At 68.8% G+C, this 14,695-nt stretch carries 18 protein-coding genes and 1 tRNA gene; 6 read left to right on the forward strand and 13 right to left on the reverse strand.

Annotated features, from left to right (window positions below):
* Positions 1-202 precede the first annotated feature (202 nt).
* The 7 genes from G5C66_RS20925 to aceB form a co-directional block, all read right to left on the reverse strand.
* A complete protein-coding gene (locus tag G5C66_RS20925; RefSeq protein WP_165112862.1) occupies positions 203-1,615 on the reverse strand; it encodes a nucleobase:cation symporter-2 family protein in 1,413 nt (470 codons plus the stop codon).
* A gap of 9 nt (positions 1,616-1,624) precedes the next feature.
* Positions 1,625-2,530 (reverse strand): factor-independent urate hydroxylase, encoded by a 906-nt coding sequence (gene pucL, locus G5C66_RS20930; RefSeq protein WP_165112863.1) that lies wholly within the window; start codon positions 2,528-2,530, stop codon positions 1,625-1,627.
* Position 2,531: 1 nt separating this feature from the next.
* On the reverse strand, positions 2,532-2,870 hold the full coding sequence (gene uraH / locus G5C66_RS20935) for a hydroxyisourate hydrolase (RefSeq protein WP_165112864.1): 339 nt from the start codon (positions 2,868-2,870) through the stop codon (positions 2,532-2,534).
* Positions 2,867-3,376: a 2-oxo-4-hydroxy-4-carboxy-5-ureidoimidazoline decarboxylase gene (gene uraD, locus G5C66_RS20940; protein ID WP_165112865.1), complete on the reverse strand. Its 510-nt coding sequence runs from the start codon at positions 3,374-3,376 to the stop codon at positions 2,867-2,869. The genes uraH and uraD overlap by 4 nt, the downstream gene beginning before the upstream one ends.
* A gap of 100 nt (positions 3,377-3,476) precedes the next feature.
* Positions 3,477-3,944, reverse strand: a complete 468-nt coding sequence (locus G5C66_RS20945) for a helix-turn-helix domain-containing protein (RefSeq protein WP_165112866.1) — start codon at positions 3,942-3,944, stop codon at positions 3,477-3,479.
* A gap of 50 nt (positions 3,945-3,994) precedes the next feature.
* The gene (locus tag G5C66_RS20950) at positions 3,995-5,248 is read right to left on the reverse strand and encodes a DUF6986 family protein (protein WP_165112867.1); all 1,254 of its coding nucleotides are present in this window, start codon (positions 5,246-5,248) and stop codon (positions 3,995-3,997) included.
* Positions 5,245-6,834 (reverse strand): malate synthase A, encoded by a 1,590-nt coding sequence (aceB, locus tag G5C66_RS20955; RefSeq protein ID WP_338144261.1) that lies wholly within the window; start codon positions 6,832-6,834, stop codon positions 5,245-5,247. The genes G5C66_RS20950 and aceB overlap by 4 nt, the downstream gene beginning before the upstream one ends.
* A 162-nt stretch (positions 6,835-6,996) precedes the next feature.
* Here aceB and G5C66_RS20960 point away from each other — a divergent pair, with 162 nt between their 5' ends.
* Positions 6,997-7,764 (forward strand): IclR family transcriptional regulator, encoded by a 768-nt coding sequence (locus G5C66_RS20960; protein WP_338144262.1) that lies wholly within the window; start codon positions 6,997-6,999, stop codon positions 7,762-7,764.
* Between the two features lie 10 nt (positions 7,765-7,774).
* On the opposite strand, the gene G5C66_RS20965 is transcribed toward G5C66_RS20960, so the two are convergent.
* The gene (locus G5C66_RS20965; protein ID WP_165112870.1) at positions 7,775-8,152 is read right to left on the reverse strand and encodes a VOC family protein; all 378 of its coding nucleotides are present in this window, start codon (positions 8,150-8,152) and stop codon (positions 7,775-7,777) included.
* A 119-nt stretch (positions 8,153-8,271) separates the two neighbouring features.
* On the opposite strand from G5C66_RS20965, the gene G5C66_RS20970 reads away from it, so the two are divergent.
* Entirely contained in the window at positions 8,272-9,060 is a 789-nt protein-coding gene (locus G5C66_RS20970; RefSeq protein ID WP_165112871.1) for a carbonic anhydrase family protein, read from the forward strand.
* Here the strand turns inward: G5C66_RS20970 and G5C66_RS20975 are convergent.
* Positions 8,953-9,966 (reverse strand): alpha/beta hydrolase, encoded by a 1,014-nt coding sequence (locus tag G5C66_RS20975; RefSeq protein WP_165112872.1) that lies wholly within the window; start codon positions 9,964-9,966, stop codon positions 8,953-8,955. The genes G5C66_RS20970 and G5C66_RS20975 overlap by 108 nt on opposite strands.
* A gap of 166 nt (positions 9,967-10,132) precedes the next feature.
* Between G5C66_RS20975 and G5C66_RS20980 the strand changes: the two genes are divergently transcribed.
* Positions 10,133-11,011: a helix-turn-helix domain-containing protein gene (locus tag G5C66_RS20980; RefSeq protein WP_165112873.1), complete on the forward strand. Its 879-nt coding sequence runs from the start codon at positions 10,133-10,135 to the stop codon at positions 11,009-11,011.
* A gap of 6 nt (positions 11,012-11,017) precedes the next feature.
* Here G5C66_RS20980 and G5C66_RS20985 read toward each other — a convergent pair whose 3' ends face one another.
* The 3 genes from G5C66_RS20985 to G5C66_RS20995 form a co-directional block, all read right to left on the reverse strand.
* Positions 11,018-11,431 (reverse strand): pyridoxamine 5'-phosphate oxidase family protein, encoded by a 414-nt coding sequence (locus G5C66_RS20985; protein ID WP_165112874.1) that lies wholly within the window; start codon positions 11,429-11,431, stop codon positions 11,018-11,020.
* Between the two features lie 26 nt (positions 11,432-11,457).
* Positions 11,458-11,787 (reverse strand): nucleoside triphosphate pyrophosphohydrolase family protein, encoded by a 330-nt coding sequence (locus G5C66_RS20990; protein ID WP_165112875.1) that lies wholly within the window; start codon positions 11,785-11,787, stop codon positions 11,458-11,460.
* A gap of 112 nt (positions 11,788-11,899) precedes the next feature.
* Positions 11,900-11,981 (reverse strand) — tRNA-Tyr (locus tag G5C66_RS20995).
* 124 nt (positions 11,982-12,105) lie between these two features.
* On the opposite strand from G5C66_RS20995, the gene G5C66_RS21000 reads away from it, so the two are divergent.
* Genes G5C66_RS21000 through G5C66_RS21010 form a run of 3 tightly spaced genes read left to right on the forward strand, consistent with a single transcriptional unit; the run spans position 12,106 to position 13,594 of the window.
* Positions 12,106-12,597, forward strand: coding sequence for a YajQ family cyclic di-GMP-binding protein (locus G5C66_RS21000; protein WP_165112876.1), 492 nt, complete (start codon positions 12,106-12,108; stop codon positions 12,595-12,597).
* Positions 12,598-12,601: 4 nt separating this feature from the next.
* Positions 12,602-13,096, forward strand: a complete 495-nt coding sequence (locus G5C66_RS21005) for an SRPBCC domain-containing protein (RefSeq protein WP_165112877.1) — start codon at positions 12,602-12,604, stop codon at positions 13,094-13,096.
* 39 nt (positions 13,097-13,135) lie between these two features.
* A complete protein-coding gene (locus G5C66_RS21010) occupies positions 13,136-13,594 on the forward strand; it encodes an Rrf2 family transcriptional regulator (RefSeq protein ID WP_165112878.1) in 459 nt (152 codons plus the stop codon).
* Between the two features lie 116 nt (positions 13,595-13,710).
* Here the strand turns inward: G5C66_RS21010 and G5C66_RS21015 are convergent, their stop codons facing one another.
* Complete coding sequence (locus G5C66_RS21015; RefSeq protein WP_165112879.1) at positions 13,711-14,688, reverse strand: sulfate/molybdate ABC transporter ATP-binding protein; 978 nt, start codon at positions 14,686-14,688, stop codon at positions 13,711-13,713.
* Between the last annotated feature and the right edge of the window lie 7 nt (positions 14,689-14,695).

The raw sequence follows: 14,695 nt of genomic DNA on the forward strand, positions 1-14,695 counted from the left end.
TGACCTCTCGCCCGACCCAAGTGACGTCTCGGCCGACCGGAGTGACGTCTCGGCTGTCTGACCAACCCGCCGTTCTCCCAAGGTCGAGTCGGCGCACCCTGACGCGAAATCACGCCGAGTCGGCTCGTCATGACGAGCCGACTCGGCGTGATTTCGGGTGAGGACGAGCCGACTCGGCCTCCGTACGGCACCCCTCAGCCGGTCACGACCTCTCGATGTCGTCGTCGAGCCGGTCCCCGAAGCCCTCGCGCGAGTCCTGGGAGGCGGCGAAGACCGAGGCGCCGGAGCGGTTGCCGACGGTGATCTCGTTGAACAGCAGGTTGAGGACGACCGCGACCAGGGCGGTGGCGCTGATGCCGGAGTGCATGACGACACCGAGCCACTCCGGGAAGGCGTCCCAGAAGGTCGGCGCGGCGATCGGAAGGATGCCGACCGCGATGGCGACGGAGACGATCACCATGTTGAGGTTGTCCTCGTAGTCGACCCGGGACAGCGTGCGGATCCCGGAGGCCGCGACGGAGCCGAAGAGCACGATGCCGGCACCGCCCAGGACGGGATAGGGGATCGCGGCGACGACCGCGCCGACCACCGGCAGCAGCCCGAGCAGCAGCAGGACGAGGCCACCGGTGGCGACGACGTACCGGCTCCGGATGCCGGTCAGGGCGACCAGCCCGACGTTCTGTGCGAACGCGCTGCACGGGAACGTTCCGAACAAGGGCGCAGCCGTCGTGGCAGCCATGTCGGCGCGGAGACCACGCGCGACACGTCGAGCGTCGACGTCGGTGTCCACGATCTCGCCGATCGCCAGGATGTCGGCGGTCGTCTCGGTCATGATCACCAGGATCACGATCGTCATCGAGACGATCGCGCCGACCTCGAAGGTCGGGCTGCCGAAGTGGAGCAGCGGCGGCAGCGCGACCAGGTCGCCGTCGCCCACGGAGGAGAAGTCCGCCTGCCCCGCGATCAGTGCGATCACGGTGCCGACGACGAGCCCGATGAGGATCGAGAGCCGCGAGATCGCACCCTGGAACACCCGGCTGATCACCAGGATGATGAGCAGCGTGAGCCCGGCGTACGCGATGTTGGCCATCGAGCCGTAGTCCGGCGCGGAGGCGTCGTTGCCCATCGCCCACCGGAACGCCACCGGCATCAGCGAGAGCCCGATGACCGTGATGATCGTGCCGGTGACGACGGCCGGGAAGAGCCGGACGAGCTGGGCGAAGAACGAGGACAGCACGAGCCCGATCAGTCCGGCGACGATGATCGCGCCGAAGACCGGGCGCAGCCCGTCCTCGCTGGCGATGGTGACCATCGTCGACACGCTGGCGAACGAGATGCCCTGCACGATCGGCAGCCGGCTGCCGAACGGCCCGAGACCGAGCGTCTGCAGCAGCGTGGCGAGTCCCGATACGAAGAGGCCTGCGGTCACCAGCAGCGCGAGGTCCGTGCCCGAGAGGCCCGCGGCACCCCCGACGATGAGCGGCGGCGCAATCACGCCGCCGTACATCGTCAGGATGTGCTGCGTGCCGTAGGCGAGGAGCTGGCCCGGCGGATGACGTTCATCCTCGGGACGGGTCGAGACCGATGCGGTTGCCTGTCTCCTACGACCTAACATGGCCGGTCCTCAGCAGAATCCGGGGATGGCGTGCCAGGCGTTGCCGGCGTCAGGGGCCTCGTCGCGTACGACGGAGGCTTCGATCAGGCCGTAGGGCCGGTCCGCGGCGTAGAAGACCTCGCCGGGGTTGTCCAGGCCGAACGGCGAGAGGTCGGAGAGGAAGTGGTGCTTGTTGGGCGCGGAGAACTTGATCTCGGCGACCTCACCGTGCTGCTCGAGCACCGAGGTGCCCATCCCGTTCAGGGTCTGCTGCAGGGCGAGGCTGTGGATCTCCGCGAACCGCTGCAGCAGCAGCGCCCGGATGGAGTCGTACGTCTTGTCCCAGTCGATCTCGGTGCCGGAATAGCGCCAGCGAGCGACCAGCGAGGTCGCCAGGATCCGGTCGGTGGTCTCCTGGAGGGTGGTGTACTCGTCCTTGAGGAAGCCGTGGAACTCCGAGCCGGTGGACTTGAGCACGACCAGGTCCTTGATGCCGGAGACGACGTGCGCCACCCGGTCCTCACCACGCCCGTCGACATTGACAACAGTCGTCCGTACGCCGCCACCCGACCGGACGAAGGAGTGGTCGTGACCGGTGCCGTCGACCACGATCCGGTCCCAGGCGTACTCGTCGACCTCGACCCGGGCGCCCTCGGCGGCAGGGCACGCCTCGAGGTAGCGGTCGGCGAGGGCGAGCGCGAACTCCTCGATCGAGGCGACGCCGATCTTCTTCGCGTAGGCGAAGACGGTGTTCTTCTGGGTGTCGGTGGGCAGCACGTCCTTCTGGTCGCCGCTGGTGTGCGCCTCGTCGAAGCGGCCGCGCAGCGCGGTGGAGACGTTGAGGTCCCGGATCTGGTGGCGAGGCGTGTCGCGGTAGATGCGTACGACGCGGTTCTCGGCCTTGCCGTACTGGTTGGATCCAAGGTGGATGGGCATGTCAGCTCCCTCGGTAGGTGGAGTAGGCGAACGGGCTCAGCAGAAGTGGCACGTGGTGGTGCCGCCGATCGGTGACCGCGAAGGTGACGAGGACCTCCGGGTAGAAGCACTCCTGACCGGTCGCCGCGTAGTAGGCGGCGGTGTCGAATCGGAGCTGGTAGGTGCCGGCAGGTGCCTGATCGGGCCCCAGGTCGGTCACCCGGCCGTCGTCGTCGGTGGTGGCGTCGGCGAGGTCGGAGATCTGGTGGGTGTCGGCGTCGATCCGGCTGAGCCGGACCGGGACGCCCGTGGCGGGACGACCGAGCGCGGTGTCGAGCACGTGGGTCGTGATGGCACTCAAACCGAGACCTCCTCGGCGTCCAGGACCCGCTCGAGGCGTAGCAGCGCGATCTTGCGCAGCTCGTCGGCGACGACGGCCGCCTCCTCGTCGTGCTCGTGGCCGAGCCGCTCGCGGAGCGAGGCCAGGACCTGGTCGGCCGAGAGGCCGGTGGCGCAGATCAGGAAGACCCGGCCGAGGCGCTGCTCGTAGGCCCGGTTGCCCTCGGCGAGGGCTTGTGCGGTGGCCGGGTCGGTGCCGACCGCGGCCTGCTCACGCCGCGACCAGGCGGCCTCGGCGTGCTCGCCCTCGGCGCGCTCCCCGATCCGCGGGTGAGCGGCCAGCGCCTGGTCGACGTCGGCGGCGGTGAACCGTCGCGCCGCCTCGTCGGCGGCGCGGACGACGTCGGCCTCGTCGGCGTAAGGGCGACCGGCGAGGACGGCGGCGACCCAGCTCGGCGCGTCGCAGCAGGCCTGCAGCGCGGGCCGGACGACATCCGCCGGTGAGGTGTTGAAGCTCTGGAGATCCATGAACCGTTCTCTCTCGCTATGCGGAAACTAATTTCCGTACAACAACAACGATCGCATGTGTCACTCGTCACAGTCAACAGTTTGTTGAAAAGTCCGGGGGCTACTCCCGCTCGCGGTTCAGGTAGTTGTAGACCGTGAACCGGGTGACGCCGAGCGCGGCGGCCACGATCTCGGCGCTCTTGCGGTAGTCGAAGGCACCGCGTTCCTCGAGCAGCCGCACGGCCCGCTGCTTCCCCCGCCGGTCCAGCGTCCGCAGGTCGCCACCGAGGCTCTCGGCGACCTCGGCGAGCAGCCCGTCCAACCCACCGGCCGTACGCCGCGGAGCACCGCGTCCCTCGACGCGCACCTGGAAGGTGATCTGGTCGGCGCCGTGGTCCAGTCCGGCGGCCACCACGTCAGCAAGGGTGGCCAGGACAGCGTCACGGTCGCCGCGAACCGACGTGCCCAGCGGGCCGAAGTCGCACTCCAGACCGGCCTCGCGGGCGGCCTCGAGGGCCGCCGTCGCGTGCTCGGGAGGCTCGCCCTCGCCTCGGAAGGGTTCGGTGGTGAACTCGGCTTCGACGCGCATGGCGGCAGGCTACCCAGCCTGCCGCCATGCGATCGGGATGCTCTGCCGCGTCAGCCGATCCGCCGACGGGCCAGCTCTGCCAGCTTGGCCTGGTCGATCCCGGCCAGCCGCTCGACCTCGTCGGCCGCAACAGCACCGCACTCGACCCCGCGCAGCACGAACGCGGCGAGCGCGGCAGCGGTGGCCGGCTCGTCCAGGTAGCTGGACGAGCCGCCGTGGACGTACGCCCGCAGCCGGGCGGAGGCGACCTCGAGCCCGTCCCGGAAGAACGCGTACGTCGCGATGTAGCGGCTGGGCAGCTGGGCCGGGTGCAGGTCCCAGCCCTGGTAGATCCCGCGCGCGAGCGAGCGACTCACCAGTCGCGCGTGGAGCTGCCAGGCCGAACGTACGGCCGACGCGTCTCCGACCGGGAGCACGTTCGTCGAGCCGTCCGAGACGAAGACGCCGGTGCCGGCCGCGGCCACCTGCATCACGTCCTTGGCGTGGTCGGCGACCGGGTGCTCCATGCTCTGGTGGGCAGCGGCCACCCCGAGCGACGCCGAGTAGTCGTACGTCCCGTAGTGCAGACCCATGACGCGACCGTCACCGGCGGCGATCATCCGGGCGACCAGCGCGGTCCCGTCGGACCCGAGGATCGCCTGCGGCGTCTCGACCTGGATCTCGAACCGCAGGCTTCCGGCCTCGATCCCGTGGACCGCCTCGAGCGCGGACAGCGCCGTGACCATGGCAGTGACCTGCTCGACCGAGGTCACCTTGGGCAGGGTGATGACGAAACCGCCACTCAGGCCGCCCGCCTGAGCGAGCGCGTCCAGGAAGAGATCGAGCGTACGCAGCCCCCGATGCCGCGTCGGAGCCTCGAACGACTTGATCCGGATGCCGTGGAACGGCGGCGCCGAACCGTCACGGACGGTGGCCGCGAGCGCCTCGGCAGCCGCCACGACCGCAGCGTCCTCGTCGGCGTCGGGCCGGGAACCGTAGCCGTCCTCGAAGTCGATCCGCAGGTCCTCGACAGGCTCGGCGGAGAGCTTGGCGCGCACCCGGTCGTGGATCGCATCGACCAGGTCGGGCGCCAGGTCGAACACGGACACGATCTCGGCCGCCGAGCCCCCGAACTCATCCAGCACGGCGACAGATTCGGCCGACCACTCCGCGACCGTCTTGTCGGTGTAGCGGTCGCCCGGGACGTAGACCGTGTGCACCGGCTGGCGTACGCCACGGTCCCCCGGATAGTCAGCCGCCAGCGCCGCGTCGGCGCCGGCGAGAACCGAGTCGAGCCTCGCGGCAAGCTCCTCCAGGTGGCTCATGAACGGACCACCTGCTCGTAGGCCGGCAGGGTCAGGAAGTCGATGTAGTCGTCGGCGAGGGCGACCTCCTCGAAGATGGTGCGGGCCTGCTCCAGGCGGTGCTCGATCCCTTCGGCGGCCGCGAGCAGCTTCGCCATCTCCTCGTCGAGCACCTGGCGTACGAGGTCGGCGGTCACCGGCGTCCCGTCGTCGAGCTTCGACTCGTTGTGGATCCACTGCCAGATCTGCGAGCGCGAGATCTCGACCGTGGCGGCGTCCTCCATCAGGTTGTGGATGGCGACCGCGCCGGCGCCGCCGAGCCAGGCGTCGAGATAGACCAGCGAGACCTCGACGTTGTCGCGCAGCCCGGCCAGAGTGATCGCGCCGTCCGCAGAGGCGACGTCGAGCAGGTCCTCAGCGGCGACCGAGACGTCGTCACGCTTCCGGTCGACCTGGTTCGGGCGATCGCCCAGGACCCCGTCGAAGATCTCCTGGCAGATCGGGACCAGGTCGGGGTGGGCGACCCAGGAGCCGTCGAACCCGTCACCGGCCTCGCGCTCCTTGTCCTCGCGCACCTTGGCGAAGGCGGTGGCGTTGATCTCCTGGTCTCGGCGGCTCGGGATGAAGGCCGCCATGCCGCCGATGGCGTGGGCGTTGCGGCGGTGGCAGGTCTTCACCAGCAACTGGGCGTACGCCCGCATGAACGGCGAGGTCATCCCGACCGTGGCGCGGTCGGGCAGCACGAAGGACGGCCCGGCGTCGCGGAAGTACTTGATCAGGCTGAACAGGTAGTCCCAGCGGCCGGCGTTGAGCCCGGAGGCATGGTCACGCAGCTCGTAGAGGATCTCGTCCATCTCGAAAGCGGCCGGGATGGTCTCGATGAGCACGGTCGCGCGCACGGTGCCGTGCGGGATCTCCAACGCGGCCTGGGCGAAGGTGAACACGTCGTTCCACAGCCGTGCCTCGAGGTGGCTCTCCATCTTGGGGAGATAGAAGTACGGCCCACTCCCCTGCGCCAGCAGCTCGCGGGCGTTGTGGAAGAAGTAGAGCCCGAAGTCGACCAGGGCGCCGACGACCGGCTTGCCGTCGACCAGCACGTGCTTGTCGTCGAAGTGCCAGCCACGCGGGCGCATCACGATCGTGGCGAGGCGCTGGTCCTGCTTGAGCTCGTAGAGCTTGCCCTGCGGCGACATCGCGGAGATGTCGCGCCGGACGGCGTCGCGCAGGTTCACCTGTCCGCCGACGACGTTGCCCCAGTGAGGGGTGCTGGCGTCCTCCATGTCGGCCAGCCAGACCCGCGCCCCGGAGTTGAGGGCGTTGATCGTCATCTTCCGGTCGGTCGGGCCGGTGATCTCGACCCGGCGGTCCCGGAGGTCCTCGGGCACGGGTGCCACGGTCCAGTCGCCGGCGCGTACGTCGGCCGTCTCCGGCAGGAAGTCGAGACGGCCGGTGCGGGCGACCTCCTCACGGCGAGCGCGACGCGCAGCCAGGAGCTCGTCGCGACGGGCCCCGAACCGTCGCTGCAGCTCGGCGACGAAGTCGAGGGCTTCGGGGGTGAGGATCTCTGCTCCTGGCTCGACCTCGCCACCGGTGATCTGAATGTTCACGAGCTCCACCCTCCCAGGGCACAGATTTCCTTTGAATGGATTCTTCTTTCCGCATTGCGGATATTAATCCGGGGCGACCAGGGGCGCAACCAGCCGGATTTCCTCTACACGACGCTAGACTTCCGTCATTCGGAAGTCACCACCATGAGATCGGGAGTCCAGGTGAGCGAGAACGAGAAGGCGCCGAAGGCACGCGCCGGTGCCGTGCAGTCGATCGAGCGTGCATTCGCGCTGTTGGAGACGATGGCCGACGCCGGCGGCACCATGGGGCTCTCCCAGCTCGCCGCCGCCTCCGGCCTGCCACTGCCGACGATCCACCGTCTGGTGCGCACCCTCGTCGACCTGGGCTATCTCCGCCAGGAGGCCAACCGTCAGTACGTCCTCGGCCCCAAGCTGATCCGGCTCGGCGAGAGCTCCTCCCGCATGCTCAGCACCTGGGCCCGCCCCCACCTCGCGCGGCTCGTCGACGAGGTCGGCGAGTCGGCCAACCTGGCGATGCTCGACGGCGACCAGATCGTCTACGTCGCCCACACCGAGTCGCGCCAGTCGATGCGGATGTTCACCGAGGTCGGCCGCCGGGTCTCCCCGCACTGCACGGCCGTCGGCAAGGCGATCCTCGCCGACATGGCTCCCGACCAGGTCCGCGACATCCTGCGCCGCACCGACATGGTCCCCTACACCTCGACCACGATCACCTCGCGCGAGGACTATCTGGACCAGCTCGAGCAGGTCCGCGACCGTCGCTACGCCATCGACGAGGGCGAGCAGGAGGCAGGCGTACGCTGCGTCGCCGTCGCCGTCCCCGACTATGCGCCACGCCTGGCGATGTCGATCAGCGGGCCGACCGGCCGGATGACCGACGAGCTCATCGAGCGCGCCGTCCCGCTGCTCACCGAGGCCGGCAAGCAGCTCGCCGCCGACCTCGCCTGAGACTCGCGGGTCAGCCACCGCCGTACGGGACCGTGATGATCTCGAGGTTGTGGCCGTCGGGGCTCTCCCAGTAGACGCCACGGCCACCGTCGTTGTGGTTGATCCGGCCCTCCTGACGGTGGAACGGGTCGGCCCAGTAGGTGATGCCGCGCTCGGTGATCCGCCCGAAGATCTCGTCGAACTCGGTCTCGGACACCTTGAACGCATAGTGCTGCGGCCGGAAGTCGCGGTCCTCCACCACATCGAGACTGACCTGGTTGGACAGCTCGACGATCCGGAACGGGCCGTAGACCTGAGCCTCCGGCAGCCCGAGGATCTCGGTCAGATGGGTCGCCATCGCTTCCCGGTCGGAGGCGTGGACGATCGTGTGGTTCAGCTCGACGCTCATCGGGATCTCCTGTCTCGCTTCCCTACGACTCTAGGTCGCCGACAGGGCGTTGCCGACCGCAATTCGTGGTACGTATTGCTGTCTACGGGTCACGTCGACCCGGGATCTCGGGAGATTCCATGTTGCGCACCAGCCACAGCCTGCACCGCCGCGCGCTGCTCCAGGGCGCCGCCGTCGTCGCGGGGCTCACCGCTCTGTCGTCGTCCGCGGGCGCCTCCGCCACCTCCACCACCTCCGCCGGCGGGCCGGGGTCGCGCCAGAGCCCGATCCGGATCCGCCCCAGCACCACCGAGCCGGCCCACCTCCCCACCCTGCACGTCCACTACCCCCACGACGCCACGGTCACCATGACGTACGTCCGTGAGGACGCCGACGAGCCCGACGGCTGCACGGTGCGCGGCGACGAGGAGACCGTACGCGCCGAGCTCCCGCCCGGGGTCGGGTCGCTCACGGTGGCTGGTGTGACGTACGGCTTGAGGCAGTTCCACTGGCACACCCCGAGCGAGCATCTCGTCGTCGCGCGGGAGTATCCGATCGAGATGCACTTCGTGCACCAGGACTCCTCCGGCCACACGCTGGTCGTCGGCGTCTGGGTCACCCCCGGCCCGACCAACCGGACCCTCGGCCACCTCTACGACCACCTGGTCTCGGAGTGCACCGCCGACGACCCGGTCGGCCACATCGACGTCGGTGCCCTCCTGCCCCGCCGGCACACGTCCTACCGCTACGACGGTTCCCTGACGACCGCGCCCTACACCGAAGGCGTCCAGTGGGTCATGCTCACCGACCCCATCACCGCCTCACCCCGCCAGATCGACCGCTTCCGCGCCATGTTCCCGACCGGCAACCGCCGTGACGTTCAGGACCTCAACGGCCGGGTGGTCCGCACCGACCGCGGGCCCTTCTAGAGCCTGGGTGAAGAACGCATCCATCCGCTCGACAGCCGCGCCGACGTACGGCTCCCTGTCGTACAGGTCCACGTGGCTCGCGCCCTCGACCCAGAAGACCTCCTTCGGCCCGACCGCTCGCTGGAAGGCGTCGATCGTCATCCAGGCCGTCTCGGCGCGGGTGCCGACGATCATGAGCAGCGGTCGCTGCCCGATCAGCGGAACCTGCACGAACGCGTCGAACGTCGCCATCTTGTCGACGCTCGTCCAGTCGAACGCCTTGGCGGCGCGCTCGTGGTCGGCACGCGGGGTGCAGTAGTAGTCGAAGCCCTCGACCGCATGCTCCCCGCCGAGCGCTCGCGCCTCGTCCGCGGTCGCCGGGAAGAGCGGAAGCATCCCGGGATCCTCGCCATGGGCACGGGCGGTACGGGCGGCCGCCGCGCCGTCGAGCATCGCCTGGAACACCGCCGGGTCCTGGGTGCCGTTGGCGCCGAGACGGAACTGGCGGGCGACATCAGCGGCGCTGACCGTCGCGAGCGCCTTGATCCGCTTGTCACTGGCCGTCGCCGGGAGCGAGTAGCCACCCGACGCGCAGATGCCGAGCAGTCCGATTCGTTCGCCGTCCACCTCGGGCCGGGTGGTCAGGAACGACACTGCCGCCTTCATGTCCTCGATGCGCTGAGCCGGGTCCTCGAGCCCGCGGGGAAGACCACCGCTGGCGCCCTGGTACGCGGCGTCATAGGCGACGGTCACGAAGCCCTGCTCGGCAAGGCGTGAGGCGTACAGGCCCGAAGCCTGTTCTTTGACCCCGGTCCCCGGGTGACCGACGACGATGGCGGGCGCCTTGGTGGCGCCTTCGGGGACGTAGAGGTGCGCAGCGATCTGGATCCCTGCGCTGTCGAACGTGACATCGAGCTTGGTGACCATGGGTCTCTCCTTCGTACAGGCGGCCGGTCCATCCGGTCCGCACCGGCGGGTTCGCCGCCGGCACACACCAAGTTCCACCGCTTCGAAGGAGCGCGAAAGCGGCCAGTATCTGCCTGGGAAGGTTTCTTCCCTCCCAGCGTTCCTGGGTTCCGTCCACAATGGGACCATGAGCAACCCAGCCGTACCCGACGAGCTCGGAGCGTTCCTCAAAGCCTGTCGGGCACGCCTGACCCCCGGCGACGTGGGCCTGCCTGACCTGGGAAAACACCGCAAGGTCCGGGGCCTGCGCCGGGAGGAGGTCGCTTCCCTCGCGGTGATCAGCGTGGACTACTACACCCGTCTCGAGCAGGGACGGGTGAAGGCATCGGCCGCCGTCCTGGAGACGCTGGCACGCGCACTTCGGCTCGACGAGGACCAGCAGGCGTACCTGTACGAGATCGCGGGCAAGGTCGATGCGCTCCCCAGGCGACGGCGGACCACGCAGACGGTTCGCCCCGCCGCGCGCCGGCTGCTCGACCAGCTGACCGACACCCCCGCACTGGTCCTGGGGAGGCGGCTCCATGTCCTCGACTGGAATCAGGCCGCCACCGCGTTGTTCATCGACTTCTCGACGATCCCCGAACCGGACCGCAACTACATCCGTTTGATGTTCACCCATCCGGACGTACGCGGACTGCATGCCCGCTGGGAACACGACGCCCGCGACGCCGTGGCCGCCCTGCGGATGGAGGCAGCGAAAGATCCGCATGATCCCGACCTCGCCAAGCTCGTCGGCGAGCTCTCCGTGAGAGACCCCGACTTCCGTACGTGGTGGGCGGAACGGCACGTGAACTCCGCAGGCTCCGGGACCAAGCACTACCACCACCCTGCGGTCGGTGAGCTGACCCTGGACTGCGACACCTGGCAGAGCCCTGACGGCTCCGGTCAGCGCCTGATGGTGCTCACCGCCCCCGCTGGCAGCCCGTCCGATGATCGCCTGCGCATCCTGACCTCGTGGCAGGCCGACGCCGACAATGCCAACGGATTTACAATCCGCTCCCAGTAGGAGTGCTCACCAGCCCAATGGACGCGTGTTGCCCAGCACCCGGGCCACGGTGATCTCGATGACCACACGCTCGGGGTTGGGTCGAGGCTGCTTGTAGCGCTCGGCGTACCGCCGCTCCGCCTCGGCCACCGACTCCTTGTCGTCCTTGACGACCGCGGTGCCCTCCAGCGTGCACCACCGCCGCCCGTCGACCTGACTGACCGCCACCTGCGCATCGGGCTCAGCCGCGCGTACGTTGCGCACCTTCTTGCTGGTGGCGCTGCTGATGACCCTGGCGATCCCGGTCTCCGGGTCGAACGTGACCCCCACCGGCACGAGATGCGGGCTGCCGTCCGGGCGGCTCGTGGTCAGGAAGCAGACCCGCCGCTCCCGCCAGAACTCGTCGTTCTCGGCGGTGGTGGGAGTTGCGTCGACTGTCATGGGTGCTCCTTCTCTGAGCCAAGGGGTCAGCGGTCATCACCGCTGCCACCGAGGGCGCCGCGCTGCTGACGATCGGCGAGCTTCTTGATGTTGAGCTCGGCGACGTCCGCGAGCGGAAGCCCGAAGTGGTCAGCGAGAACGGCCAGGTACCACAGTGTGTCGCCCAGCTCCTTGGCGAGATCATCGCGGTCCCACTGAGCGAAGTCGCTGTCGTGGTCCCGGATGATCTTCTTCGCCTTCTCGGCGATCTCGCCCGTCTCTCCGACCAGCCCCAACAGCAGGTGGAACACCTCGTTGGGCGTGTCCTTCGTCGCCGCAGTCCGCAGCGCTGCCTGCTGGTAGGCGTTCAGGTCCATGCCCGGAACCTATCGCGCGTCCGGCTGGCCTACGAGAACTCAGCCGCGGCGTCAGAGCGAAACGCCCCGGTGACCAGTGTTTGTGCTGGTCACCGGGGCGTTCTCCCTGGTGTGGCAGGTGAAGGATTCGAACCTTCGAAGGCAAAGCCGACGGATTTACAGTCCGCTCCCATTGGCCGCTCGGGCAACCTGCCTGGGTGCACCACGAATCATCGTGGTAGCGAAGAAACCATAGCGCAGGGGCTGGCGGCGTACGAAAACGGGACGAGGTCCTAGGGTGAGACACCACAGACTTGGTCAGAAACAGAGGAGAGAGTCATGGCCGACTCGTCGTTCGACATCGTGAGCAAGATCGACCGTCAGGAGGTCGACAACGCACTGAGCCAGACCGCGCGGGAGGTCGCGACGCGGTTCGACTTCAAGGGCACCAACGCGTCGATCGAGTGGAGCGGTGAGCACGGGATCGAGATCTCCGCCTCCGCCGACGACCGCGCCAGCGCCGTCCTCTCGGTCTTCCAGGACAAGCTGATCAAGCGGAAGCAGTCGCTGAAGATCCTCGACGCGAGCGAGCCGCGTCAGTCGGGCCAGCAGTCGAAGATCTCGATCACGCTCAAGGAGGGCATCTCCTCCGAGGACGCGAAGAAGATCTCCAAGCTGATCCGCGACGAGGGCCCCAAGGGCGTCAAGGCGCAGATCCAGGGCGACGAGCTCCGCGTCTCCTCCAAGAAGCGCGACGACCTGCAGACCGTGATCTCGCTGGTCAAGGCGCAGGACTACGACTTCGCGGTGCAGTTCATCAACTACCGCTGACCTCGTGGCCTACGAGGACCCGAGCGCCTCGGTCGAGATCGACGCCCCGATCGACGTGGTGTGGCGGGTGATGGTCGAGACCGACGAGTACGCCGCGTGGAACCCGTTCGTCGTCCGCGCCGAGACCGCGCAGCCGGCGGCGGTGGGCAACCCGATCATCCTGCACGTGACCTGGGCGAACGGTGGCCGCACGCGCTCACCGGAACGGATCTCGGCGGTCGACGCACCGGTGGTCGGCGAGGACGGGGTCGGGGTGGCGTACCTGGCCTATGTCTATGCGGGCTGGCCGGCGCGACTGGGCCTGGTCCGGGGCGTACGTCACCAGCGGCTGACGCAGCGGCCCGGCGGGCCGACGCGCTACGAGACGGTCGAGGAGTTCTCGGGTCCGCTGGTCCGGCTGGCCGGTCCGGAGCGGGTCGCGGAGGGGTTCCGGCGTCACGCTGCCGCTCTCAAGGTGCGTGCCGAGACGCTCGCAAACGAAAGTGGACTTGACCACTAGATTGAGCGAAATTCTGCATTCATCTGCAAGAATGTGTCCGTGCGAGTATCTGCCAAGTCCGACTACGCCCTCCGCGCCCTCATCGAGATGGCCGCGCGCGAGGACGGAAAAGCTGTCAGCGCCGAGGAGCTCGGCCGCGCCCAGGAGATCCCCCACGGGTTCCTGCAGGCGATCCTCGCCGACCTCCGCAAGGCCGGCGTCGTCATCTCACAGCGCGGGCAGTCGGGCGGCTGGCGCCTGGCCCGCAAGGCGTCGGACGTGTCCGTCGCCGACGTGATCCGCGCCGTCGACGGCCCGCTGGTCTCGGTCTACGGGCTGCGTCCCGAGGCGGTCACCTACAACGAGCGTGCCGACGTCCTCCAGCACGTGTGGATCGCCGCGCGCGACTCGCTGCGCGAGGTCTTCGAGAAGGTCTCGATCGCCGAGCTCGCTTCTCGTGAGCTGCCCGACGAGGTCACCACCCGCTCCTCGCGCGAAGAGGCCTGGCTGCCTCACTGATCATCCACGGAGTGAGACCCGGGCCGTGACTGGACGGGCACTTCGTGGACTGGACGGGCGTTTCAGTGCCCGTCCAGCCCAGGGATACCCGGTCGACCGGGTATCCCAACGGCCCCCTACGCCGCCGGCGAAGGCGCCGGCATCGTGTAAGCCCCCGGCGACGGCGTGACGAACACGTTGACGCCCTCCTCGAGCTGCAGCGCCCGGGCATGTGTACGCGTCAGCTCGGCGGTCACGACCTCACCGTCATCGGTGAGGACCGTGAGGCGCACCTCGAACCCGATCCGCAGGACGCGCGAGACGGTGCCCTCGAGCGAATGCTCGGAGATCGGTGACGGGGTGACCTCGACGTCGTGGGGCCGGATCAGGGCGCCACCGAGCGTGGTCACGTCGCCGAGGAACGACATCACGAAGTCGTTGGCCGGCTCGTCGTAGAGCTGCTCGGGGGTGCCGATCTGCTCGATCCCGCCCTGGTTGACAACCACGATCTCGTCGGCGACCTCGAGGGCCTCCTCCTGGTCGTGGGTCACGAAGACGGTGGTCACGTGCACCTCGTCGTGGAGCCGTCGGAGCCAGTCGCGCAGCTCCTTGCGTACCTTCGCGTCCAGCGCGCCGAACGGCTCGTCGAGCAGCAGCACCGACGGCTCGATCGCGAGCGCGCGCGCCAGCGCCATCCGCTGCCGCTGACCGCCGGAGAGCTGCGAGGGCAGCCGGTTGGCGAACTGCGACAGATGGACGAGCTCCAGCAGCTCCGCGACCTTCGCCTGGATCTCCGCACGCGGACGCTTGCGGATCTCCAGCCCGAAGGCGACGTTCTTGGCCACCGAGAGGTGCTTGAAGGCCGCGTAGTGCTGGAAGACGAAGCCGACGTTGCGCTTCTGGACGGGCAGGGAGGTCGCGTCGTTGCCCTCGATCACGACCGACCCGGAGTCGGGCGTCTCCAGCCCGGCGATGACCCGCAGCAGCGTGGTCTTGCCACCGCCGGAGGGCCCCAACAGGGCGGTCAGCTGCCCGGTCGGGATGGTCAGGTTGATGTCCTCCAGCGCGACGAAGTCGCCATAACGCTTGTTGACACCGGTTACTTCGATGCTCATGGGATGG

The sequence above is a fragment of the Nocardioides turkmenicus genome (genome assembly GCF_011045035.1).
GTDB lineage: Bacteria > Actinomycetota > Actinomycetes > Propionibacteriales > Nocardioidaceae > Nocardioides > Nocardioides turkmenicus.